The organism is Citrobacter sp. Cpo015 (genome assembly GCF_030333035.1).
GTDB lineage: Bacteria > Pseudomonadota > Gammaproteobacteria > Enterobacterales > Enterobacteriaceae > Citrobacter > Citrobacter portucalensis.
On the sequence record NZ_JAOWGS010000031.1, the window covers coordinates 219,178 to 242,195 of the forward strand.

28 protein-coding genes are annotated in these 23,018 nt (G+C 52.3%); 13 read left to right on the forward strand and 15 right to left on the reverse strand.

Annotation, left to right across the window (positions count from 1 at the left end):
• Nucleotides 1-9: 9 nt before the first annotated feature.
• From cgtA to rplU, 4 genes are all read right to left on the reverse strand, one after another.
• Entirely contained in the window at nucleotides 10-1,182 is a 1,173-nt protein-coding gene (gene cgtA / locus OGY67_RS12105; RefSeq protein WP_286573998.1) for an Obg family GTPase CgtA, read from the reverse strand.
• Nucleotides 1,183-1,197: 15 nt separating this feature from the next.
• Nucleotides 1,198-2,163, reverse strand: coding sequence for a DMT family transporter (locus tag OGY67_RS12110; RefSeq protein WP_008785922.1), 966 nt, complete (start codon nucleotides 2,161-2,163; stop codon nucleotides 1,198-1,200).
• Nucleotides 2,164-2,290: 127 nt separating this feature from the next.
• Nucleotides 2,291-2,548 carry a 50S ribosomal protein L27 gene (gene rpmA, locus OGY67_RS12115; RefSeq protein WP_003025030.1) on the reverse strand — a complete coding sequence of 86 codons (258 nt, stop codon included), beginning with the start codon at nucleotides 2,546-2,548 and terminating at the stop codon, nucleotides 2,291-2,293.
• 19 nt (nucleotides 2,549-2,567) lie between these two features.
• Entirely contained in the window at nucleotides 2,568-2,879 is a 312-nt protein-coding gene (gene rplU / locus OGY67_RS12120; protein WP_003025032.1) for a 50S ribosomal protein L21, read from the reverse strand.
• 258 nt (nucleotides 2,880-3,137) lie between these two features.
• Here rplU and ispB point away from each other — a divergent pair, with 258 nt between their 5' ends.
• Nucleotides 3,138-4,109 carry an octaprenyl diphosphate synthase gene (ispB, locus tag OGY67_RS12125; RefSeq protein ID WP_003839953.1) on the forward strand — a complete coding sequence of 324 codons (972 nt, stop codon included), beginning with the start codon at nucleotides 3,138-3,140 and terminating at the stop codon, nucleotides 4,107-4,109.
• A 220-nt stretch (nucleotides 4,110-4,329) separates the two neighbouring features.
• Nucleotides 4,330-4,614 (forward strand): DNA-binding transcriptional regulator SfsB, encoded by a 285-nt coding sequence (gene sfsB, locus OGY67_RS12130; RefSeq protein ID WP_003025035.1) that lies wholly within the window; start codon nucleotides 4,330-4,332, stop codon nucleotides 4,612-4,614.
• A gap of 56 nt (nucleotides 4,615-4,670) precedes the next feature.
• On the opposite strand, the gene murA is transcribed toward sfsB, so the two are convergent.
• From murA to mlaF, 7 genes are all read right to left on the reverse strand, one after another.
• Entirely contained in the window at nucleotides 4,671-5,930 is a 1,260-nt protein-coding gene (murA, locus tag OGY67_RS12135; RefSeq protein ID WP_003839949.1) for a UDP-N-acetylglucosamine 1-carboxyvinyltransferase, read from the reverse strand.
• 53 nt (nucleotides 5,931-5,983) lie between these two features.
• The gene (gene ibaG / locus OGY67_RS12140; protein WP_003025040.1) at nucleotides 5,984-6,238 is read right to left on the reverse strand and encodes a BolA family iron metabolism protein IbaG; all 255 of its coding nucleotides are present in this window, start codon (nucleotides 6,236-6,238) and stop codon (nucleotides 5,984-5,986) included.
• A 169-nt stretch (nucleotides 6,239-6,407) separates the two neighbouring features.
• Nucleotides 6,408-6,701, reverse strand: coding sequence for a lipid asymmetry maintenance protein MlaB (gene mlaB, locus OGY67_RS12145; protein ID WP_191226739.1), 294 nt, complete (start codon nucleotides 6,699-6,701; stop codon nucleotides 6,408-6,410).
• Nucleotides 6,701-7,336: a phospholipid-binding protein MlaC gene (gene mlaC / locus OGY67_RS12150; protein ID WP_008785928.1), complete on the reverse strand. Its 636-nt coding sequence runs from the start codon at nucleotides 7,334-7,336 to the stop codon at nucleotides 6,701-6,703. The genes mlaB and mlaC overlap by 1 nt, the downstream gene beginning before the upstream one ends.
• Nucleotides 7,337-7,354: 18 nt before the next feature.
• A complete protein-coding gene (gene mlaD / locus OGY67_RS12155) occupies nucleotides 7,355-7,912 on the reverse strand; it encodes an outer membrane lipid asymmetry maintenance protein MlaD (RefSeq protein WP_003828747.1) in 558 nt (185 codons plus the stop codon).
• Between the two features lie 4 nt (nucleotides 7,913-7,916).
• On the reverse strand, nucleotides 7,917-8,699 hold the full coding sequence (gene mlaE / locus OGY67_RS12160; protein ID WP_003025053.1) for a lipid asymmetry maintenance ABC transporter permease subunit MlaE: 783 nt from the start codon (nucleotides 8,697-8,699) through the stop codon (nucleotides 7,917-7,919).
• 7 nt (nucleotides 8,700-8,706) lie between these two features.
• Nucleotides 8,707-9,519, reverse strand: a complete 813-nt coding sequence (gene mlaF / locus OGY67_RS12165; RefSeq protein WP_003828749.1) for a phospholipid ABC transporter ATP-binding protein MlaF — start codon at nucleotides 9,517-9,519, stop codon at nucleotides 8,707-8,709.
• 215 nt (nucleotides 9,520-9,734) lie between these two features.
• Between mlaF and OGY67_RS12170 the strand changes: the two genes are divergently transcribed.
• The 11 genes from OGY67_RS12170 (at nucleotide 9,735) to npr (ending at nucleotide 17,654) form a co-directional block, all read left to right on the forward strand.
• Nucleotides 9,735-10,712, forward strand: coding sequence for a calcium/sodium antiporter (locus OGY67_RS12170; protein WP_003828751.1), 978 nt, complete (start codon nucleotides 9,735-9,737; stop codon nucleotides 10,710-10,712).
• A 13-nt stretch (nucleotides 10,713-10,725) separates the two neighbouring features.
• Nucleotides 10,726-11,712 carry an arabinose-5-phosphate isomerase KdsD gene (gene kdsD / locus OGY67_RS12175; RefSeq protein ID WP_003025063.1) on the forward strand — a complete coding sequence of 329 codons (987 nt, stop codon included), beginning with the start codon at nucleotides 10,726-10,728 and terminating at the stop codon, nucleotides 11,710-11,712.
• Nucleotides 11,713-11,732: 20 nt separating this feature from the next.
• A complete protein-coding gene (kdsC, locus tag OGY67_RS12180; protein WP_032945113.1) occupies nucleotides 11,733-12,299 on the forward strand; it encodes a 3-deoxy-manno-octulosonate-8-phosphatase KdsC in 567 nt (188 codons plus the stop codon).
• Nucleotides 12,296-12,871 carry an LPS export ABC transporter periplasmic protein LptC gene (gene lptC, locus OGY67_RS12185; RefSeq protein WP_008785932.1) on the forward strand — a complete coding sequence of 192 codons (576 nt, stop codon included), beginning with the start codon at nucleotides 12,296-12,298 and terminating at the stop codon, nucleotides 12,869-12,871. The genes kdsC and lptC overlap by 4 nt, the downstream gene beginning before the upstream one ends.
• On the forward strand, nucleotides 12,840-13,388 hold the full coding sequence (lptA, locus tag OGY67_RS12190) for a lipopolysaccharide ABC transporter substrate-binding protein LptA (protein ID WP_003828759.1): 549 nt from the start codon (nucleotides 12,840-12,842) through the stop codon (nucleotides 13,386-13,388). Before lptC ends, lptA begins: the two co-directional genes overlap by 32 nt.
• A 6-nt stretch (nucleotides 13,389-13,394) precedes the next feature.
• Nucleotides 13,395-14,120: an LPS export ABC transporter ATP-binding protein gene (gene lptB, locus OGY67_RS12195; RefSeq protein ID WP_003828761.1), complete on the forward strand. Its 726-nt coding sequence runs from the start codon at nucleotides 13,395-13,397 to the stop codon at nucleotides 14,118-14,120.
• Nucleotides 14,121-14,166: 46 nt separating this feature from the next.
• The gene (gene rpoN, locus OGY67_RS12200; RefSeq protein ID WP_032945120.1) at nucleotides 14,167-15,600 is read left to right on the forward strand and encodes an RNA polymerase factor sigma-54; all 1,434 of its coding nucleotides are present in this window, start codon (nucleotides 14,167-14,169) and stop codon (nucleotides 15,598-15,600) included.
• 22 nt (nucleotides 15,601-15,622) lie between these two features.
• Nucleotides 15,623-15,910 carry a ribosome hibernation promoting factor gene (hpf, locus tag OGY67_RS12205; RefSeq protein ID WP_003025078.1) on the forward strand — a complete coding sequence of 96 codons (288 nt, stop codon included), beginning with the start codon at nucleotides 15,623-15,625 and terminating at the stop codon, nucleotides 15,908-15,910.
• A gap of 83 nt (nucleotides 15,911-15,993) precedes the next feature.
• Nucleotides 15,994-16,485 carry a PTS IIA-like nitrogen regulatory protein PtsN gene (gene ptsN / locus OGY67_RS12210; protein ID WP_003025083.1) on the forward strand — a complete coding sequence of 164 codons (492 nt, stop codon included), beginning with the start codon at nucleotides 15,994-15,996 and terminating at the stop codon, nucleotides 16,483-16,485.
• A 45-nt stretch (nucleotides 16,486-16,530) separates the two neighbouring features.
• The gene (rapZ, locus tag OGY67_RS12215) at nucleotides 16,531-17,385 is read left to right on the forward strand and encodes an RNase adapter RapZ (protein ID WP_003025085.1); all 855 of its coding nucleotides are present in this window, start codon (nucleotides 16,531-16,533) and stop codon (nucleotides 17,383-17,385) included.
• Nucleotides 17,382-17,654 (forward strand): PTS phosphocarrier protein NPr, encoded by a 273-nt coding sequence (gene npr, locus OGY67_RS12220; RefSeq protein WP_003828770.1) that lies wholly within the window; start codon nucleotides 17,382-17,384, stop codon nucleotides 17,652-17,654. Before rapZ ends, npr begins: the two co-directional genes overlap by 4 nt.
• A gap of 66 nt (nucleotides 17,655-17,720) precedes the next feature.
• Here the strand turns inward: npr and mtgA are convergent, their stop codons facing one another.
• The 4 genes from mtgA to mnmL all read right to left on the reverse strand — a co-directional run bounded on the left by mtgA (nucleotide 17,721) and on the right by mnmL (nucleotide 22,781).
• Nucleotides 17,721-18,440 (reverse strand): monofunctional biosynthetic peptidoglycan transglycosylase, encoded by a 720-nt coding sequence (gene mtgA / locus OGY67_RS12225; RefSeq protein WP_003828772.1) that lies wholly within the window; start codon nucleotides 18,438-18,440, stop codon nucleotides 17,721-17,723.
• The gene (elbB, locus tag OGY67_RS12230) at nucleotides 18,437-19,090 is read right to left on the reverse strand and encodes an isoprenoid biosynthesis glyoxalase ElbB (protein ID WP_003828774.1); all 654 of its coding nucleotides are present in this window, start codon (nucleotides 19,088-19,090) and stop codon (nucleotides 18,437-18,439) included. Before elbB ends, mtgA begins: the two co-directional genes overlap by 4 nt.
• Before the next feature lie 229 nt (nucleotides 19,091-19,319).
• Complete coding sequence (gene arcB / locus OGY67_RS12235; RefSeq protein ID WP_286573999.1) at nucleotides 19,320-21,656, reverse strand: aerobic respiration two-component sensor histidine kinase ArcB; 2,337 nt, start codon at nucleotides 21,654-21,656, stop codon at nucleotides 19,320-19,322.
• A gap of 195 nt (nucleotides 21,657-21,851) precedes the next feature.
• Nucleotides 21,852-22,781 (reverse strand): tRNA modification radical SAM protein MnmL/YtqA, encoded by a 930-nt coding sequence (gene mnmL, locus OGY67_RS12240; protein ID WP_103014945.1) that lies wholly within the window; start codon nucleotides 22,779-22,781, stop codon nucleotides 21,852-21,854.
• Nucleotides 22,782-23,018 lie beyond the last annotated feature (237 nt).

The window sequence follows — 23,018 nt, forward strand, 5'->3', positions numbered from 1 at the left end:
TTAATGCGATTAACGCTTGTAGATGAACTCAACGCCTTCTTCGTCGTCTTCGTCCCAATCGTCATCCCAGTCATCTTCCGCTTCGTCTTCGACTTCAGCGAGCTGCTGGCGGTGATAATCATCCCACATGAACTCAACTTTCTCTGGCTGTTTCGCTTCTTCAGCCTGAACAATCGGGTTCTCGATGATAAAGGTCATCACATCCCAGCAGAGATCTTTCACGCCCAGTTGGCTGGCGGCAGAGATCAGGTAATATTTACCTTCCCAACCCAACGCTTCGGCGATAGCTTTCGCTTTCTCTTCCGCTTCAGCCTTGTCCATCAAATCAATTTTGTTGAACACTAACCAGCGCGGTTTAGATGCCAGATCCTGACTGTATTTTTCCAGTTCGCCAATAATGATACGGGCGTTTTCAACTGGATCAGAGCCATCAATCGGATCGATATCGATGAGGTGAAGCAGTACACGGCAACGTTCCAGGTGTTTCAGGAAGCGGATACCCAGGCCTGCGCCTTCAGCCGCGCCTTCAATCAGTCCCGGAATGTCGGCAACCACGAAGCTCATTTCGTTGTCCATACGCACCACGCCCAGGCTCGGCACCAGGGTGGTAAACGGATAATCAGCGACTTTCGGCTTCGCCGCGGACACCGCACGGATAAACGTCGATTTCCCGGCGTTTGGCATGCCCAGCATACCCACGTCCGCCAGCAGCATCAGCTCCAGCATCAGATCGCGCTTATCACCCGGCGTACCCATTGTTTTCTGACGCGGAGTACGGTTAACCGAGGATTTGAAACGGGTGTTGCCCAGACCGTGCCAGCCACCTTTAGCGACCATCAGACGCTGACCGTGTTTGGTCATGTCGCCCATGGTTTCGCCCGTGCCCTGATCGATAACACGCGTACCAACAGGTACTTTAATGGTAACGTCTTTGCCACGCTTACCGGTGCAATCACGGCTCGCGCCATTCTGACCACGTTCCGCACGGAATGATTTTTCAAAACGGTAATCGATCAGCGTGTTCAGGTTTTCGTCGGCTTCCAGCCAAACGTCACCACCGTCACCACCATCACCACCGTCCGGACCGCCTTTTGGGATGTACTTTTCGCGGCGGAAGCTGACGCAACCATTACCGCCATCACCTGCAACGACCAGAATCGATGCTTCATCAACAAACTTCATTTTACTCTCCGTAAATCATTCGCCTGAGCGGGGTTGCGAAACCACCGTTTCATGCTTACGTAAACCGCCCCAAATTCGATGACCAATGGCGGAATACATCGCGCCCGCAACCACGATAAACGCACCGAGATAACCTAATAGGTTTAGCATCGGTCTGGCGAAGAAATCGGGCCAGGCCAGTGATAATAAATCTGAAAATAACAACGTAAACAGCGGTGTGAGCGTGATAAGAGCGCTCACCTGCGCCGCCTGCCAACGCGCCATTGCTTCCGCGAGAGCGCCATATCCTACCAGCGTATTCAGGCCGCAGAATATCAGGCATGCCAGCTGCCAGTCGCTGAGCTGCGTGATGACACCGGGTTTAGCCAGCGGCAACAACGCAATCGTACATAAAGTGTACAGTAAAAACAGGATCTGCGGTGATGCCAGGCGGCGCAATAACACCTTTTGCGCGACCCCATAGCTCACCCAGACCATCGCCGCACCGACACCAAAGATAACGCCCCAGGTGTAATCGGTGAGTCGGGTAAAAATTTCGATCAGACTGGTATTAAAAAACAGGACCAGGCCGCTCAGAAGCATAATGGCGCCAATCACCTGCGTGCCGCGCATCTTTTCTTTCAGGATAAAGACGCTGGCAATCATCATACCAACCGGTGACAGCTGACCGATAACCTGCGAAGCCGTTGGGCTCAAATACTGCAAGGATGAACTAAACAGAATGAAGTTACCGAACAACCCACCGGTTGCGATAGCCAGCAACACCAGCCAACGCGCTTTGCGAAAAATACGCAACGGAGGGAGCTTTTTTTTAACCGCAAGAATAGCGCCAAGGCCAACGCTTGCCATTAAAAAACGGTAGAACACCACGGTAGGAGGCTCCATCACCTCCAGCACTTGCTTCATTGCTATTGGCAAAGCGCCCCAACATACCGCCGTTGTGAGTGCTAACAGAATACCAATGCCTGCCTGCTGCTTCATGCCGTATTCCCTGCAAGGGCTCGTTTCCGGGTTGTCACGGCGCGACGAGCGTATTTACCGGCCGTCGAATGTAAAAAGCCCCGCAACGTGTTGCGGGGCTTTTATCCGTTACCGGGACGCGAAAAACTTATTCAGCAACGATGCTGATGAATTTACGGTTTTTCGGGCCTTTCACTTCAAATTTCACTTTACCGTCTGCTTTAGCAAACAGAGTGTGGTCTTTGCCGCAACCAACGTTGGAGCCAGCGTGGAATTTAGTACCACGTTGACGAACGATGATGCTACCAGCCAGAACTGTTTCACCGCCGAAGCGTTTTACGCCCAGACGTTTAGCTTCTGAATCGCGACCGTTACGAGTCGAGCCGCCAGCCTTTTTATGTGCCATTTAATCTGCTCCCCTTAACTTAAGCGCTGATGCCAGTGATTTTCACATCAGTGAACCACTGACGATGGCCCTGCTGCTTACGGTAGTGTTTACGACGACGAAACTTAACAATTTTAACTTTCTCGCCACGACCGTGAGCAACGACTTCAGCTTTGATAACGCCGCCATCAACGAAAGGAACGCCGATTTTGACTTCTTCACCGTTTGCGATCATCAGAACTTCTGCGAATTCAACAGATTCGCCAGTTGCGATGTCCAGCTTTTCCAGGCGAACGGTCTGACCTTCGCTTACTCGGTGTTGTTTACCACCACTTTGGAAAACCGCGTACATAAAAAACTCCGCTTCCGCGCACACCTTTTTGATGATTCAGAGTGCGCTATAAATATTCACAATAGGGCGCGAATATTACGCAAAACGCGAGCCTTTGACAAGTGCTACCGTCAATACATGAAGAAAAAAAACACAACACGTACGGTAACGTTTATCTACGGCGTTTTTTCAGTACAATCAGCATATATTTATAACCCTAAACCCGACGTTACCTTCCCACACAGTAAGGTAATCGGGGCGAGAAGCCCGGCTTTTGCGATGAATTTAGAAAAAATCAATGAGTTAACCGCGCAAGATATGGCGGGGGTCAATGCGACAATCCTTGAACAGCTCAATTCCGACGTTCAGTTGATCAATCAACTGGGGTACTACATCGTTAGCGGCGGCGGAAAACGCATTCGCCCAATGATCGCCGTCCTCGCCGCGCGAGCCGTTGGTTACCAGGAAAATGCGCACGTTACGATTGCGGCCCTCATCGAGTTTATCCACACAGCGACCCTGCTGCACGACGATGTTGTGGATGAGTCAGACATGCGCCGTGGGAAAGCTACGGCAAATGCGGCGTTTGGTAATGCGGCCAGCGTGCTGGTTGGCGATTTTATCTATACCCGTGCATTTCAGATGATGACCAGCCTTGGCTCGTTGAAAGTGCTGGAAGTCATGTCGAAAGCAGTCAACGTCATTGCCGAAGGTGAAGTCTTGCAGTTGATGAACGTCAACGACCCGGACATCACCGAAGAAAACTATATGCGCGTCATCTACAGTAAGACCGCGCGTTTGTTTGAAGCGGCAGCCCAATGTTCAGGTATTCTGGCTGGCTGTAGCGAAGAACAAGAAAAAGGGTTGCAGGATTATGGCCGTTATCTCGGTACCGCTTTCCAGTTAATTGACGATTTGCTGGATTACAGCGCAGATGGCGAGCAGCTGGGTAAAAACGTCGGTGATGACCTCAACGAGGGTAAACCAACGCTGCCACTGTTGCATGCCATGCGCCACGGCACCCCAGAACAAGCGCTAATGATCCGCCAGGCCATTGAGCAAGGTAATGGTCGTCACCTTCTGGAGCCGGTTCTGGAAGCGATGAACGCCTGTGGTTCTCTGGAATGGACCCGTCAGCGGGCAGAAGAAGAGGCTGATAAAGCCATCGCTGCGCTTCAGGTGCTGCCCGATACGCCGTGGAGAGAAGCGCTGATTGGTCTGGCACATATCGCCGTGCAGCGCGACCGTTAATTCCCTACAGCATCCTCCCTCATCCCGTGCCCTGCACGGGATTTTCTTATAAGTTCCAGTAAGAATTTACCCCCTCCAGATAATCACGCAGAACCTTGGCATATTCTGAATATACACACACTTTACATGAACATTTTAGAACATTCGTTCTTCGGGCGTTATAGTGTCGGCACAACCGATCGTGAAACCGTAAGCCGTTAACCAAAGGAGAGATGAATTGATGGAAAGCAAGCTGATTGACTGGCATCCGGCCGACATCATCGCCGGACTGCGCAAGAAAGGGACCTCAATGGCCGCTGAATCACGTAAAAATGGATTGAGTTCATCAACACTGGCCAATGCGTTAACGAGACCATGGCCAAAAGGTGAGTTGATTATCGCCCGGGCACTGGGAACTGACCCCTGGGTGATTTGGCCGTCACGCTATCACGATGCCAAAACGCATGAGTTCATCGACAGAACGCGGATGATGAGGAGTCGCAGAGAGAAAAAGAATCCGGAATGAACATTGAGCTGTAACCCCCGGCCAACTGAACTGGGGGTTACAAGAGACGTTGACGATTACTCGCCTTTCACGCGCTCAATGTTTGCGCCCAGCGCACGCAGTTTATCTTCGATGCGCTCATAGCCGCGATCGATGTGATAAATACGGTCGACTACCGTCGTACCTTCAGCAATACACCCTGCCAGCACCAGGCTTGCAGATGCGCGCAGATCGGTCGCCATAACCTGTGCGCCAGAGAGCGTTTCCACGCCGTGGCAAATCACGGTATTGCTTTCGATTTCTGCGTGAGCGCCCATACGGCTCAGCTCAGGCACGTGCATAAAGCGGTTCTCAAACACGGTTTCCGTGATGAAGCCGGTCCCTTCAGCTACCAGGTTCAGCAATGTAAACTGGGCCTGCATGTCGGTAGGGAACGCCGGATGCGGTGCAGTACGCACATTGACCGCTTTCGGACGTTTACCGTGCATATCAAGGCTGATCCAATCATCACCCACTTCAATATCCGCACCCGCATCACGCAGCTTCGCCAGAACGGCATCCAGCGTGTCCGGCTGTGCATTACGGCAGATAATCTTGCCGCGAGAAATTGCCGCCGCCACCAGGAAGGTACCGGTTTCGATACGATCTGGCAGAACGCGATAAACACCACCGCCAAGACGCTCAACGCCTTCGATGGTAATACGATCGGTGCCCTGACCCGTGATCTTCGCGCCCAGCGCAATCAGGAAGTTCGCGGTATCCACAATCTCCGGCTCGCGCGCAGCGTTTTCGATGATGGTGGTGCCTTCGGCAAGCGTTGCTGCGCACATGATGGTGACCGTCGCGCCGACGCTCACTTTGTCCATGACGATATGCGCGCCTTTCAGACGGCCATCAACGGACGCCTTCACATAGCCTTCTTCCAGCTTAATTGTCGCGCCTAACTGCTCCAGACCGGTAATGTGCAGGTCAACCGGACGCGCGCCAATGGTACAGCCACCCGGCAGTGAAACCTGGCCCTGACCAAAGCGGGCAACCAGCGGCCCGAGCGCCCAAATGGATGCACGCATGGTTTTCACCAAATCGTACGGCGCACAGAAGACGTTCACATCACGCGCATCGATGTGCACAGAACCATTACGCTCAACTTTCGCACCCAGCTGGCTCAGCAGCTTCATTGATGTGTCAACGTCCTTCAGTTTCGGGACGTTTTGGATCTCTACAGGTTCTTCAGCCAGCAGCGCCGCAAACAGGATCGGCAGTGCGGCGTTTTTAGCGCCTGAAATTGTGACTTCGCCCTGGAGCTTAGTTGGCCCCTGAACACGAAATTTATCCATTATTCTGTTCTCTGTTAAGAATTTATCTTCGCTACCGGCACATCACCCGTAGCTCAAAAACCGTTAAGTTTGCGATCGCGCGCCCATTCCGCTGGGGTAAACGCCTTAATCGACACGGCATGAATGCGGTTGTCCGCAATGTACTCCATCAACGGGCCATAGACCGATTGCTGCTTCTTGACCCGGCTCATGCCTTCAAACATCTCACCCACGGCAATAACCTGAAAGTGACTGCCGTCGCCAGAAACGTGGACTTCCTGGAGGGAGAGTGCATTCATCAGCACGCTCTGAATTTCATTATTTTCCATGGGCTCTTCATTCGTCAGATAGTGAAAACAGCCCAACATCTTAGAGCAAAGTGGCGCTGTCATAAATAAGCAAAAAGCCTCGCTGATAAATCAGACAAGGCTTTAGTGGCAGATCCCCCTCAGGGGTTTTGCCGGATAGCGGCACAAGACCTTATCCGGCCTGGAAAAATTAACGCGGAAGGACGTCGTCAGGCAGATTGTAAAGCTGCGCCAGCGTGTACACTTTATCGTTAACACCAGTGAGCGAAACGCTGTTTCCCTGCTGCTTGCCCTGATTAATCAGATGCAACAGTAACGCCAGACCGCCGGTATCTACCCGGGATACCTGGTTCAGGTCGATGCAGGATACCCCTTTCATCGCCTTAACTCGCGCATCCCATAATGGGTTTAACACGTCCTGATCCAGCTCCCCCACCAGCACCAGCTTGTCACCTTCACGCGACCAGGTGAGTGACTGCGTCATTATTTTTTCTCTTCCAGAGTGATTTTCTGCTGAGCAATAGATTTCAGCTGCGCCGTCAGGCCATCAATACCTTTGGTACGCAGCAGGTCGCTCCACTCATTTTGTTTGGTGGTGATCATACTTACGCCTTCAGCAATCATGTCATAAGCCTGCCAGTTACCGGTCTGGGAGTTTTTACGCCACTGGAAATCCAAACGTACCGGAGGACGACCGTTTGGATCGATGATGGTTACGCGGATAGGCACGATGGTCGCATCACCCAGCGGTTGCTCTGGTGCAATTTCATAAGTCTGGCCATGGTACATCGCCAGAGCCTGGCCGTAGGCCTGCTTCAGATATTCACGGAATGCGGCAAAATAGGCTTCACGCTGAGCAGGGGTCGCATCTTTGTAGTAGCGCCCCAGTACCAGCGCACCCGCATATTTAACCTGCACGTATGGCAACAGTTCCTGATCGACAACCTGACGCAGGTAATCCGGGTTTGCGCGGATTTTAGGTTGTTCATTCTTCAGACGGTCAAATGTCTTCTGCGCCGCCTCATTCATCTGTTTGTACGGGTTCGTTTGGTCGGCTGCAGTTGCTGCGCTAAGCGGGGCAATCACCAGCATAGCCACCATCATCAATCGTTTAAACATACGTCGATTCTCCTGAGATTATTTCGTTGCGCCCGCAGGCGTAGTGGCTTCATTATTGCCGTCAGTTGCGGCTGGCGCATCGCCAGAATTCTTATTGTCATCACCTTTACTGTTGCTGTTGTAAAGGAACTGACCAATCATATCTTCCAGCACCATCGCGGATTTCGTGTCCTGAATCGTACCGCCATCTTTGAGGATAGACGTTCCCAGCTCAGGATCTTCAAAACCCACATTCAATGCCAGATACTGTTCGCCCAGCAGACCGGAAGTACGGATGCTCAGAGAACTGGTGTCAGGAATATGGTTAAAACGCGATTCGATTTCCAGCGTCACGCGCGGCAGGTACGTTTTCGGATCTAACGAGATGTCCGATACGCGTCCAACTACCACTCCGCCAATCCGCACCGGAGAACGCTCTCTCAGGCCGCCGATATTATCAAAGGTCGCATAAATCGTGTAAGTCGGCTCAGTACGCATTGAGGTAACGTTCGCCGCCTTCAGGCAAACAAACAGCGCTGCCAGCAGCGCAACCAACAGGAATAACCCGACCCAAATTTCATTTTTTTTCGTTTGCATGAACTCAATTCCCAAACATCAGTGCGGTCAGCACAAAATCCAGCCCCAGAACGGCAAGAGAGGCGTGCACAACGGTGCGTGTCGTTGCCCGGCTAATCCCAGCAGAGGTCGGGATCGCATCATAACCATTGAACAATGCAATCCAGGTGACCGTAATGGCGAACACCACGCTCTTAATCAGACAGTTGACCAGGTCCAGACGCCAGTCGACGGCATTTTGCATAGCCGACCAGAAGAAGCCTGCATCAATACCCTTCCAGCTTACGCCAACCAGTGAACCACCCCAGATACCCACTGCGACAAAAATAATCGTCAGCAACGGCAATGAAATGACGCCAGCCCAAAAACGTGGGGAAATCACCCGGCGCAGTGGATCGACGGCCATCATCTCCAGACTGGAAAGCTGTTCGGTCGCCCGCATCAGGCCAATTTCTGCGGTTAAGGCCGACCCGGCCCGCCCGGCAAACAGCAGCGCCGCAACAACCGGTCCCAACTCACGTAACAATGACAGTGCCACCAGCATACCGAGGCTGGTTTCCGCGCTGTAGGTGGTCAGCACCAGGTATCCCTGCAACCCCAGCACCATACCGATGAATACGCCAGAAACAATAATGATCAGCATCGATAAGACACCGACATTATAGAGCTGGCGTATCAGCAGCGGCGCATGTTTGCGAAACTCCGGCTTGCCGACAACCGCATTGAACAACATTAATCCGGCTCGCCCGAACGTCCTGAGGGTTTTTATTCCCCGATGTCCGAGTGATGCCAGCGCATTTAACAACATGGGTGGCTTAACTCCCTGTTTTGAGTAAATCGATGTGGTAGTCGCCCGCCGGGTAACGGAACGGAACCGGTCCATCGGCAATGCCGTCAAGGAACTGGCGTACGCGCGGATCGGCATTTTCTTGTAGTGCCTGAGCACTACCGTAGGCCACTATTTTTTTGTCCGCCATTATATAGGCGTAATCCGCAATACTCAGTACCTCAGGCACATCATGGGATACCACCACACAGGTGACGCCCAGCGCGCTGTTCAGTTCTGAAATCAGCTTCACCAGAACACCCATGGTGATGGGATCCTGGCCGACGAACGGCTCATCAAACATGATGAGGTCTGGCTCCAGCGCGATAGCACGTGCTAACGCGGCGCGACGCGCCATCCCACCGGATAATTCAGAAGGCATTAATTTGGCCGCACCCCGCAGGCCGACGGCCTCGAGCTTCATCATCACCGTGCTCTTCAGCAACGGCGCTGGCAACGTCGTATGCTCGCGCAGAGGGTACGCGACGTTGTCAAACACATTCATGTCGGTAAATAGCGCACCAGACTGAAACAGCATACTCATGCGCTTACGCACGGTAAATAAACGCGAACGGGACATGGCCGGGACGTTCTCACCGTCAAACAGGATCTCGCCCTTATCCGGGGGGATCTGTCCGCCAATCAGACGCAACAGCGTCGTTTTGCCGATGCCTGATGGCCCCATGATCGCCGTCACCTTACCGCGCGGTACCGTCAGGGAAATATTATCAAAGATGCAGCGGTCACCCCGGGAAAAGCTGACATCGCGCATATCGACTAGATTCGCCACAGACTGCCCCATTGATTCATCCTTTACTATTGCCTCGTTGATCGAAGAGTTTGGCGCTCAATTTAGCCATGAACTCAACATATTTACAGATTATTGCCTGTCCTGGTTAGCGAAAGCTGGCATTTGTTTTACTTTTTAGCCGCATAAAGTCAAAATTAAGACTTCGTTACGGCTTCCAGAAGATCCTTCAAGTGGACCGGCGAGTATACCTGAAGAAAGGACTTTAGATGCTTTTAGCGACGGCGCTGTTAATAATTGGTTTACTTCTGGTGGTCTACGGTGCCGACCGTCTGGTATTTGCCGCATCCATTTTATGTCGAAATTTCGGTATTCCTCCCATTATCATCGGAATGACCGTGGTCAGCATGGGTACGTCATTACCCGAGATAATTGTCTCCGTTGCCGCATCGATGAATGGGCAACTCGATCTGGCTGTCGGGACCGCCATAGGTTCTAACATCACCAACATTCTGCTTATTTTAGGCCTGTCGGCGCTGATTCATCCTTTTACCGTGCATTCTGATGTTCTGCGTCGTGAATTACCGCTAATGTTGCTGGTAAGTATTTTAGCTGCATCCGTCCTGTATGACGGGCAGTTAAGCCGCAGCGACGGTTTCTTTCTTCTGCTTCTGGCCGTGCTATGGCTGCTATTCATTGTTAAAATCGCCCGTCTGGCCGAGCGACAAGGCAATGACAGCCTGACACGTGAGCAGATAGCTGAGCTGCCGCGCGAAGGCGGATTACCGGTCGCATTTTTGTGGTTGGGCATTGCGCTGATTATCATGCCAATGGCAACACGTATGGTGGTGGATAACGCTACCGTGCTGGCGAACTATTTCGCCATGAGCGAACTTACTATCGGGCTGACAGTGGTCGCCATTGGTACCAGCCTGCCGGAGCTGGCAACAGCGATTGCGGGTCTGCGTAAAGGTGAAAACGATATTGCCGTCGGTAACATTATCGGCGCAAACATTTTTAATATCGTTATCGTCCTCGGGCTACCGGCGCTGATTACGCCGGGTGAAGTCAATCCGATGGCCTTCACCCGTGACTATAGCGTCATGCTGCTGGTGAGCGTGATTTTTGCACTACTCTGCTGGCGACGTCCGCGCCAGATTGGTCGCGGCGCAGGTGCGCTGCTGACCGGCGGTTTTATCATATGGCTGGCGATGCTGTATTGGTTATCGCCACTTCTCGTTGGATAACTGGAAACGCATTATGTCGCACTTAGAGTTGCAACCGGGTTTTGACTTTCAGCAAGCAGGCAAGGAAGTCCTGGCAATTGAACGTGAAGGCCTGGCGGAGCTTGATCAGTACATCAACCAAAATTTTACCCTCGCATGTGAGAAAATATTCAGCTGCCCGGGCAAAGTGGTGGTGATGGGAATGGGGAAATCCGGCCATATCGGGCGGAAAATGGCAGCCACATTTGCCAGCACCGGCACCCCCTCATTTTTTGTACACCCAGGCGAAGCCGCACATGGCGATCTGGGTATGGTCTCGCCGCAGGATGTGGTCATCGCCATCTCTAACTCCGGTGAATCCAATGAGATAGCGGCGCTGATCCCGGTATTAAAACGTCTTCATGTACCGCTTATCTGCATGACCGGTCGTCCTGAAAGCAGTATGGCGCGTGCGGCAGATGTGCATCTGTGTGTTAAAGTGCCCAAGGAAGCTTGTCCGTTAGGCCTGGCGCCGACCAGCAGTACGACAGCAACACTGGTGATGGGCGATGCCCTCGCGGTGGCATTATTAAAAGCGCGCGGCTTTACCGCGGAAGATTTTGCGTTGTCTCATCCCGGTGGCGCACTGGGCCGTAAGCTTTTACTGCGCGTTAACGATATTATGCATACGGGCGACGAGATCCCGCATGTGACCAAAAACGCCAGCCTGCGTGACGCCTTAATTGAGATCACGCGTAAAAATCTCGGCATGACCGTCATTTGCGATGATGCCATGAAGATTGACGGTATTTTCACCGATGGCGATTTACGTCGTGTCTTCGATATGGGCGTTGATGTACGCCAGTTAGGCATTGCCGATGTGATGACCCCTGGAGGCATTCGCGTGCGTCCGGGTATTCTTGCCGTCGATGCCCTGAACTTAATGCAGTCCCGCCATATCACCTCGGTAATGGTTGCTGATGGCGACCAGTTACTCGGTGTGTTACATATGCATGATCTGCTGCGTGCAGGTGTAGTGTAAGAAACTCAAGGATAACGAAAATGAGTAAAGCAGGTGCGTCGCTTGCGACCTGTTATGGACCCGTCAGCGCAGACGTTATCACCCGGGCAGAAAACATCCGTTTGCTGATCCTGGATGTGGATGGCGTACTGTCTGATGGTCTGATTTATATGGGCAACAACGGTGAAGAGCTGAAGGCTTTTAACGTCCGTGATGGTTACGGAATTCGCTGTGCGCTCACTTCCGGTATTGAGGTTGCCATTATTACCGGACGAAAGGCTAAACTTGTAGAAGATCGCTGTGCCACTTTGGGGATCACCCACCTGTATCAGGGGCAGTCAGACAAACTGGTTGCCTTTGGCGATCTCCTTAGCAAACTGGCGATCGCGCCGGAGAATGTCGCCTACGTTGGCGATGACCTGATCGACTGGCCGGTGATGGCTAAAGTGGGATTAAGCGTCGCGGTGGCAGATGCCCACCCTTTGCTGATCCCGCGAGCTGATTATGTCACCCACATTGATGGGGGACGTGGCGCTGTGCGTGAAGTCTGCGATTTATTACTCCTGGCGCAGGGCAAACTGGACGAGGCCAAAGGGCAATCGATATGAGCAAAACCAGACGTTGGGTTATCATTCTACTGTCGCTGGCTGTCCTTGTGATGATTGGTATTAATCTGGCAGACAAAGATGACACCACTCAGGTCGTCGTCAATAACAACGAGCCAACCTATAAGAGCGAACATACTGATACCGTCGTGTATAGTCCGGAAGGCGCGCTGAGCTATCACTTGATCGCACAACACGTTGAATATTATTCGGAACAAGCGGTTTCGTGGTTTACTCAACCAGTATTAACCACGTTTGATAAGGATAAAGTACCGACCTGGACGATCAAGGCCGACAAAGCCAAATTGACCAACGATCGGATGCTGTATCTGTACGGCCATGTTGAGGTTAACGCCCTGGTGCCTGACTCTCAACTACGCAGAATTACGACCGATAACGCGCAGATTAACCTGGTGACACAAGACGTCACTTCCGATGATCTGGTGACGTTGTATGGCACAACATTTAACTCCAGCGGACTGAAGATGCGCGGCAACTTACGCAGCAAGAACGCCGAGCTGATTGAAAAGGTTAGAACCTCATATGAAATCCAAAACAAACAAACTCAGCCTTAATCTTGTACTTGCCAGCTCACTTCTGGCCGCCAGCATTCCGGCATTTGCCGTCACCGGCGATACCGAGCAGCCGATTCACATTGAATCGGACCAGCAGTCCCTGGATATGCAGGGCAACGTGGTGACGTTTACTGGCAACGTGATTGTGACTCAGGGCACCATCAAAATTAACGCCGATAAAGTCGTCGTGACCCGTCCTGGCGGTGAAGACGGCAAAGAAGTGATTGATGGCTATGGCAATCCAGCGACGTTTTACCAGATGCAGGACAACGGTAAACCGGTTAAAGGCCACGCCTCTCAGATGCACTATGAACTGGCGAAAGACTTTGTCGTTCTCACCGGCAAGGCGTATCTGGAACAGCTCGATAGCAACATCACGGGCGATAAGATCACCTATCTGGTAAAAGAGCAGAAAATGCAGGCCTTCAGCGATAAAGGCAAACGCGTCACCACCGTTCTGGTTCCGTCGCAGTTGCAGGACAAAAACAAGGCTCCGGCAGAGAAAAAAGGTAACTGATTCGTTATGGCAACATTAACTGCAAAGAACCTTGCAAAAGCCTATAAAGGCCGTCGTGTGGTTGAAGATGTCAGTCTGACCGTCAACTCCGGGGAGATCGTCGGTCTGCTCGGTCCTAACGGTGCAGGCAAGACAACAACCTTTTACATGGTAGTCGGCATTGTCCCGCGCGATGCGGGTAACATTATCATTGATGACGAAGACATCAGTCTGCTGCCTCTGCATGCGCGCGCGCGTCGCGGCATCGGCTACTTACCGCAGGAAGCGTCTATTTTCCGTCGCCTGAGCGTGTTTGATAACCTGATGGCGGTACTGCAAATTCGTGACGATCTGACCAGCGAGCAGCGGGAAGATCGGGCCAACGAGCTGATGGAAGAATTCCACATCGAGCACCTGCGCGACAGCTTAGGTCAGTCGCTCTCCGGTGGTGAACGACGCCGTGTGGAGATCGCTCGCGCACTGGCCGCTAATCCGAAATTTATCCTGCTGGATGAACCGTTTGCCGGTGTTGACCCGATTTCTGTTATTGATATTAAACGGATCATCGAACACCTGCGCGACAGCGGCCTTGGCGTGCTGATTACCGACCATAACGTCCGCGAAACGCTGGCAGTGTGTGAGCGCGCCTATATCGTAAGTCAGGGGCACCTGATCGCGCACGGCACGCCAACAGAAATACTGCAGGATGAGCACGTTAAGCGCGTATACCTTGGGGAAGACTTCAGACTCTGATAGGGTAGAAGACTTCACGTCACTGCAGGAGAAAACAACTCTGAACATGAAGCAAGGTTTGCAACTCAGGCTTAGCCAACAACTGGCGATGACGCCTCAGCTACAACAGGCTATCCGTCTGTTGCAGCTGTCCACGCTGGAACTTCAGCAAGAACTTCAGCAAGCGCTGGAAAGTAACCCACTGCTCGAGCAAACCGATCTTCACGACGAAATTGATACCCAGGAAAAACAGGACAGCGAAACCCTCGACACCGCAGATGCACTCGAACAAAAAGAGATGCCTGAGGAGTTGCCGCTTGACGCCAGTTGGGATGAAATATACACCGCCGGGACGCCTTCGGGCACCAGCGGAGATTACATCGACGACGAACTGCCTGTGTATCAGGGTGAGACCACGCAATCACTACAGGATTACCTGATGTGGCAAGTGGAACTGACCCCGTTCTCGGATACCGATCGCGCCATTGCGACATCCATTGTGGATGCGGTAGACGAAACCGGTTATCTCACCGTGACCCTGGACGATATTCTCGAAAGCATGGGCGATGACGACGTCGGTATGGACGAAATCGAAGCCGTGCTTAAACGCGTTCAGCGCTTTGATCCCGTTGGCGTGGCCGCCAAAGATCTCCGCGACTGCTTACTGATCCAACTTTCGCAGTTTGATAAAGCCACACCGTGGCTGGAAGAAGCGCGTCTGATCATCAGCGATCACCTCGATCTGTTAGCCAACCATGACTTCCGCACCCTGATGCGCGTGACCCGGCTGAAAGAAGACGTGCTGAAAGAAGCCGTCAATCTTATTCAGTCGCTGGATCCAAGACCTGGGCAATCGATCCAGACCGGCGAGCCGGAGTACGTCATTCCGGATGTGCTGGTGCGTAAGCATAACGATCGCTGGGTGGTCGAACTCAACGGCGACAGCATTCCGCGCTTACAGATTAACCAGCACTACGCCGCGATGTGCAATAGCGCGCGTAACGATGCCGACAGCCAGTTTATTCGTAGCAATCTGCAAGATGCGAAGTGGCTGATTAAAAGCCTGGAAAGCCGCAATGATACGTTGCTGCGCGTCAGCCGCTGCATCGTTGAGCAGCAGCAAGCTTTCTTTGAGCAAGGCGAAGAGTTTATGAAACCGATGGTGCTGGCGGATATCGCCCAGGCCGTCGAGATGCACGAATCGACCATTTCCCGTGTGACCACGCAAAAGTATCTGCACAGTCCGCGCGGCATTTTTGAATTGAAGTATTTCTTTTCCAGTCACGTTAACACTGAAGGCGGAGGTGAAGCCTCATCCACAGCTATCCGTGCGCTGGTGAAGAAATTAATTGCTGCGGAAAACCCCGCGAAACCACTGAGTGACAGCAAGTTAACCTCTATGCTGTCAGAACAGGGTATCATGGTGGCGCGCCGCACCGTTGCGAAGTACCGAGAGTCTTTATCCATTCCGCCGTCTAACCAGCGCAAACAGCTGGTGTGACCCAACCGATAAGGAAGACACTATGCAGCTCAACATCACTGGAAACAACGTCGAAATCACCGAAGCCCTGCGCGATTTTGTGAATACAAAATTTGCCAAGCTCGAACAATATTTCGACCGGATTAATCAGGTCTATATTGTGTTGAAAGTGGAGAAGGTTACACATATCTCGGATGCAACACTGCATGTGAACGGTGGCGAAATTCATGCCAGCGCGGAAGGTCAGGATATGTACGCCGCCATTGACGGTTTAATTGATAAACTGGCTCGGCAGTTAACAAAACATAAAGATAAACTGAAACAGCACTAACTTGTCCGGGCAGTTAGCGGGTGCAGGACGGCCTGTTGTGTAGCACAACGGGCCATTTGTACAGTTAGCGCTTAGGTGAAATTATGACAAATAACGATACGACTCTACAACTGAGCACTGTTCTTAACCAGGAATGTACACGCGCAGGCGTTCACTGCCAAAGCAAGAAACGCGCACTGGAAATCATCAGCGAACTTGCGGCAAAACAGCTTAGCTTGCCTTCTCAGGTGGTATTTGAAGCCATTCTGACGCGTGAAAAAATGGGCAGTACCGGCATCGGTAATGGTATTGCTATCCCGCACGGAAAGCTGGAAGAAGACACGATGCGCGCGGTTGGTGTGTTTGTTCAACTCGAAACACCCATCGCCTTCGACGCCATTGATAATCAACCTGTCGATCTGCTTTTCGCCCTGCTGGTCCCGGCAGACCAAACCAAGACGCATTTGCATACGTTGTCACTGGTCGCAAAACGTCTGGCAGATAAAACCATCTGTCGTCGTCTGCGCGCTGCGCAGAGTGACCAGGAGTTGTATCAAATCATCACGGACACCGAAGGTGGACAGGATGAAGCATAACAACCCAATGGCATCCTTTTTTGTCGTTGTGAGGAGAAACAGTACATGGTACTGATGATCGTCAGCGGCCGTTCAGGGTCAGGTAAATCTGTCGCCCTGCGTGCGCTGGAAGATATGGGTTTTTACTGCGTGGATAACCTTCCCGTAGTGCTGTTGCCCGATCTGGCTCGTACACTGGCCGATCGCCAGATTTCTGCGGCCGTCAGCATTGATGTGCGTAACATGCCTGAGTCCCCGGAAATTTTTGAGCAGGCAATGAATAATCTGCCCGAGGGTTTCTCACCACAGCTGCTGTTCCTTGATGCAGACCGTAACACGCTGATTCGTCGCTACAGCGACACGCGCCGTTTACACCCGCTCTCCAGCAAGAACTTGTCTCTGGAAAGCGCTATCGATAAGGAAAGCGATTTGCTGGAGCCACTGCGCTCTCGCGCTGACCTGATCGTTGATACCTCCGAAATGTCCGTACACGAACTGGCGGAAATGTTACGTACCCGACTGCTGGGTAAACGTGAACGTGAATTGACGATGGTATTCGAATCCTTTGGTTTCAAACACGGTATCCCGATTGATGCGGATTACGTCTTTGACGTGCGCTTCCTGCCTAACCCACACTGGGATCCGAAGCTGCGCCCAATGACCGGTCTTGACCGCCCTGTCGCCGCATTCCTCGACAGGCACACAGAAGTACACAATTTTATCTACCAGACTCGCAGCTATCTTGAGCTATGGTTACCCATGCTGGAGACCAACAACCGTAGCTACCTTACCGTAGCCATCGGCTGTACCGGCGGGAAACACCGTTCGGTGTATATTGCTGAGCAGCTGGCAGACTACTTCCGCTCACGCGGTAAAAACGTGCAGTCACGCCATCGTACGCTGGAAAAACGTAAATCATGACCGTGAAGCAAACCGTTGAAATCACCAATAAGCTGGGCATGCATGCCCGCCCAGCGATGAAACTGTTTGAATTGATGCAGGGTTTCGAAGCAGAAGTTTTGCTGCGTAATGATGAAGGAACGGAAGCCGAGGCCAACAGCGTTATCGCTCTGCTGATGCTGGATTCAGCCAAAGGGCGTCAGATAGAAGTCGAAGCCACGGGACCACAGGAAGTAGAAGCCCTGGCCGCAGTGATTGCCCTGTTTAATTCAGGGTTTGATGAAGATTAATCGAGTACACAGAACGTAGCCAGTAGGCCGGATAAGGCGTTTACGCCGCATCCGGCAATAACTACGCTAATACAGCTTATTTTCCCGCATAAACGACTCACCACCTAACTGCCGCATTTGGCGCATAATCCAGGCCTGGCGGTTACGCACATAACCAGAAGGCGCATTCGCCTTAAAACGCAAAGGATTGGGCAATACTGCCGCCAGCAAGGCCGCTTCAGACAGGCTCAACCGACTGGCCGGTTTATGAAAATACCGTTGCGCCGCCGCCTCCACGCCAAATATCCCATCGCCAAACTCGGCGATATTCAAATAGACGGTCAGAATACGTTTCTTACTCCAGACGGTTTCCATACCCAGCGTTAGCCCGGCTTCAAGGCCCTTACGCACCCAGCTACGTCCATCCCACAAAAAGAGGTTTTTCGCCGTCTGTTGCGATAACGTCGACGCCCCGCGAATGCGGTTTTCATTGCGTTCATTGTGCGCCAGCGCTTTCTCTATGGCGGTGACGTCAAACCCCCAGTGGTCTGGAAACTTCTGGTCCTCCGCAGCAATCACCGCCAGTCCCATCCACGGTGAGATCTCATCCATGCTCACCCAGTCCGAGTGCGCCACATAGCCGAAATCACCGGACAGCCATGCGCCCAGCTGTCGCTCGACCATTACCGCCGAGAAAGGCACAGGCATCACGCTGAAAAGTGCGATGCCCCCGCCCCAGAATACGGCGAGGACAACCACCACCCGCAGAAAAATACGTCGCAGAAAGGCGGTTACTCCTTTTCTCATTCAGTCAGCACCAGCACACGCGATACCAGTTTATCGATGCCACTCGCAGCCTGAGCGATGTCCTGCGCCAGCATATAGGCAGGCGTGGTGACGATTTTGTTGTCTTCATCGACGACAATGTCATCAACCGGACAAGGCACATGCTCAGCGCCCATCTCTTCCAGCACCTCTGCCGTGTCGATATCAGTGCCGATGGTCAGACGCAGCGGGAAGTCAAAAATTTTAGGTAACATGGCAGGCGCAATGCACATAAACCCCAACGGCTTACCCGCCTGATGCATGGCCACCGCCAGCGCGGCTAAATCGCTGTCAACCCGGCATTCGCTGCCCTGACTGGCAAAATTGCTCAGATTTTTGGCCGCACCAAACCCTCCCGGCACGATCAACGCATCCAGTTCCGATGAGACTGCCTGCGCAAGTGGGCGAATATCGCCACGTGTGATACGCGCGGCTTCAATCAGCACATTGCGAGTTTCCAGCATCGGCTCGCCGGTCAGATGATTAATCACATCCGCTTGTTGTTTATCTGGTGCGAAACAGACAGCCTGAGCACCGTTGCGGGCAATGGCCAGAAGCGTGAGAACAGTTTCATGGATCTCTGCACCGTCATACACGCCGCATCCGCTGAGCACTACACCCACTTTTTTCATCGTAATACTCCTTTCTCAACTGGCTGAAACATATTAGTTATTATGATTTAAATGCTACGCTTCACACATTTAACTGATTCATGTAACAAATTATTTAAGATTTGCTATCTTAACTGCGTGCGGCCTGAAAATTAGGGCTGCGCCCTTGTAAACAATGATAATAATTTACGGCGCAGCCACGATTTCCCTGGTGTTGGCGCAGTATTCGCGCACCCCGGTCAAGCCGGGGTCATTTTTTTTCCACACTCGCCACCCAGGCTTTTAATACTGCCACGTCGTGCTGCCACTCCTGCTTCATCTCTTCAATCCATTCAGCAACGTTATCTTCCCAGGCAGGAAGATCCGGCGACTGGATTTGCTGACCTAGCTGTTGCAGGTGACGCAGCCCCACTGAACCTGCTGCGCCTTTAATTTTATGGCCTTCCTCAACAACACCTTTTTTGTCCCGTGCCGTCAGGTTGGACTCCAGCACGCTCAAATATCCCGGCATCATCTTCTCAAACACCGCCAGCCCGTCGGTAATTAACTTCGGTCCCACCAGCTCGAGGTATTGTTCCAACATAGGAATATCTAACAGCGCTTGCGATTTACTGCTTTCTTCAGATGTCACAGTGCTCTCCTCTTCGTTTCGGGTATCCCAGTATTTTTTGATCATGGCGGTTAGCGCCGGAACCGACAGCGGCTTACTCAGCACGTCGTCCATGCCTGCGTCCAGATACTCTTTTTTATCTTTCAGTACGTTGGCGGTGAGTGCAACCAACGGTGGCAGCTCTTCACGGGCATATTTTTGCGTGAGCTCCCGCGAGATATCCAGGCCGGTCATATCCGGTAGCTGAATATCCAACAGCACCAGGTCATATTCACCCGGCGTAAACATTTCCAGCGCGGCTTTCCCGGTCATCGCGACATCCACGCTGTTGCCTAATTTTTCCAGCACGGAGCGCGCAACAATAACGTTCAGCTCAATGTCTTCTACCAGCAGCACATTCAGGGCTGGCAGCGGCAGTTCATCGTCTTCAAAAGCATCTTCAATCTCTTCCGCTACCGCAGGCGCATGCACGGTTAGCGTAAAGATGGACCCTTTTCCTGCCTGGCTGGAAACCGTAATATCACCGCCCATGTTTTTCGCCAGACGCTTCGACACGGCCAAACCAATCCCTGTCCCCGTTGCCGGTTTACCGCCGTTACTGTCCTTCACCTGATAATACATAGCGAAGATTTTATCCTGCTCATCCTGCGGAATGCCGATGCCAGAATCTTCAACTTCGAAATGCAGCATATTCCCCTGGTCATAGCGCGCCCGCACGGTCACCTGCCCCTGCTGGGTAAACTTCACGGCGTTGCTGATCAGATTCCACAGGATCTGACGCAGACGCGTTCCGTCGGTAATGACCTTATGCGGCAGCGGTAACGTCGGCTCAAGCACAAAGCGCAGCCCTTTTTGCTGCGCCTGTAGGCCAGAGAGGTTTTCCAGATCCGCCATAAAGCTGGTGAAATCGATTGGCTGGTTATCGAGCTGGACTTTACGTCGTTCCATCTTATCCATGTCGATAATATCGTTGAAAATATTCCCCAGCGTCACAGCAGAGACGTGGATTGTTTTCAGGTATTTTTCCTGCTCCGCGGTCAGATCCGTATCCAGCAGGATCCGGCTTAAGCCGACAATGCCGTTAAGCGGGGTGCGCAGCTCGTGGCTGATGGTAGAAATAAAGGTGGTCTTATCGCGGCTGGCGCGCTCAAGCGCATCCTGATAACGCTTACGCTCGGTAATATCGCGCCCAAAGCCCATCAGACCATGTCGTTTACCTACGCGGTCATAGTAAGGCACTTTGCGAATTTCAAAGCAGGCTTTGCGCCCGTCCGGGTAGTCCAGCCACTGTTCGTAGGTGAGCGAAACATTATGACGGAACACCTTCTCGTCGGTCTCAATCACCTTTTCAGCCGCTTCAGGAGAGTAAACGTCAGCCGGTTTTAAGTTCACCAGCTGCTTTTCGCTTTTGCCAGTCAGCAGCTCCATAGCACGGTTACAGCCGGAAAACTCTTTATCTTCATTGCGATAAAAAACCAGATCCGGCGAGGCATCAAGGAAAGAGCGTAAAAAGGAAGACTGTTGCTCAAGCTGGATCTGCGCCTCTTCGCGCTCTTTGATTTCAACCTTCAGTTGCTCGAATGTTTCCTGGCGCTCTGCTTCGGCTTTTTCACGCTCAACAATTTCCTGATTGAGCTGGGCAATATTATCTTTCAGCTGCACATTGAGCTTGAGATCGCGCTCGCGCATCTCTTCCAGCTTTTGTACCAGTCGTGACAGGCGTTGCCGGGACTCCTCAAGTTGCTCCACCACCACAGACAAGAAATAGACGGCCCAGGGGGTAATTAACAGACCAAAAAAGATAGAACGGATGACATCAATGCTTTCTACCTGGCCATGCAGCACCATGGTGACAGCCATCTGCACCACAATTGCCAACACGACCAGAGCCAGCGCCAACAGCAGCGAAAAGCGCACCAGACCTAACTTCATCATCAGGTCGACGTAATATTGCGCCAGCATACGGATTTGCTTCATAGAGGGTTCCTTCACGACAACTTGGCACAATAATACTCAATTCTCAGCGTGACGTTGAAGATTGTGCAAGAAATGCGGAGGTTATCGGTGAAATGACCGCGGAGAGGCCATCGTAGGCCTGATAAGCAAAGCGCCATCAGGCAAGCAGGCGCAGATTGCCGGATGTCGGCTTTGCCTTATCCGGCCTACGGAGAGTTAGTTCTCAGGCTGTACCCATGGCGTACCGAGCGCCGAGCCTTGCACACCGTACTTGTTAAGGTACTTATCCAGTTCGACCATGCCGGTCCAGCGGTTTTCACACCATAGCGGTGCCAACAGCGTTGGGCGGCGCGCGCTGGCGGAAATTCGATGATAAATCACCTCTGGCGGCGTATGACGGATCATCTCCCCGGCGGTAACCGTATAGTCGTCCAGTTCAATTCCGTTCAGCCGCCCAGCTTCCCAGGCTTTCGCCATCGTACTGCCTTTCACAATATGCAGCGGGTGCAGCTTAATACCGTCAACACCCGTCTCCACTACACGTTCCATGGTTTGCAGGCATTCTGCCTGCCCTTCTCCCGGCAGACCGACAATCAGGTGCGAGCACACTTTCAGCCCACGCTCGCGTGCCAGTCGCGTAGTGCGTTGGTAGCAGGCAAAATCATGGCCGCGGTTAATACGATGCAGGGTTTTGTCATGCGCGGTTTGCAAACCGAGCTCCAGCCATACCTCATAGCCGAGGTCTTTATACTCGCAAAGCAGATCGAGTACCGCATCCGGCACGCAGTCGGGGCGCGTCCCAACGCATAACCCGACGATACTGGCCTGGCTAACCGCCTGCTGATACATCGAACGCAGCACCTGCACTTCAGCAAAGGTGCTGGTATAGGCCTGGAAATAGGCCAGATAGCGTTTCGCGCGATTGACCAGATGCGCCTGATGCTCAAGCTGCTCGGCAATAGAATGGTGCTGCTGTGCTTCATCGGCAAACGAGGCGACATTGCAGAAAGTACACCCGCCACGTCCGATGGTGCCATCACGATTTGGACAGCTAAAGCCGCCGTGAAGCGTGAGTTTATGAACCTTTTGCCCGTAACGGCGAGAAAGATCCCCACCAAACATATTGACTAATTTCTGTAACTGCATAATCTGGTAGACCGCGCCTTGAAAAGAGGCCAAAGCCTGCCATTTTTTGCCCCAGTCGGCGATGACCTGGATCAATCGCCCTGGCGTGCCTTTATTCATTGCATAACAAATCAAAATAATCGAAATTTCATTCATTCAAAATGAAATTACTTTTCCTTATATCCGACTGTTTTTTTTATCTTCTTATACTCTCAGCATAAAAACAGTATCTTTAAGACGCCAAAACTCTAAAAACCA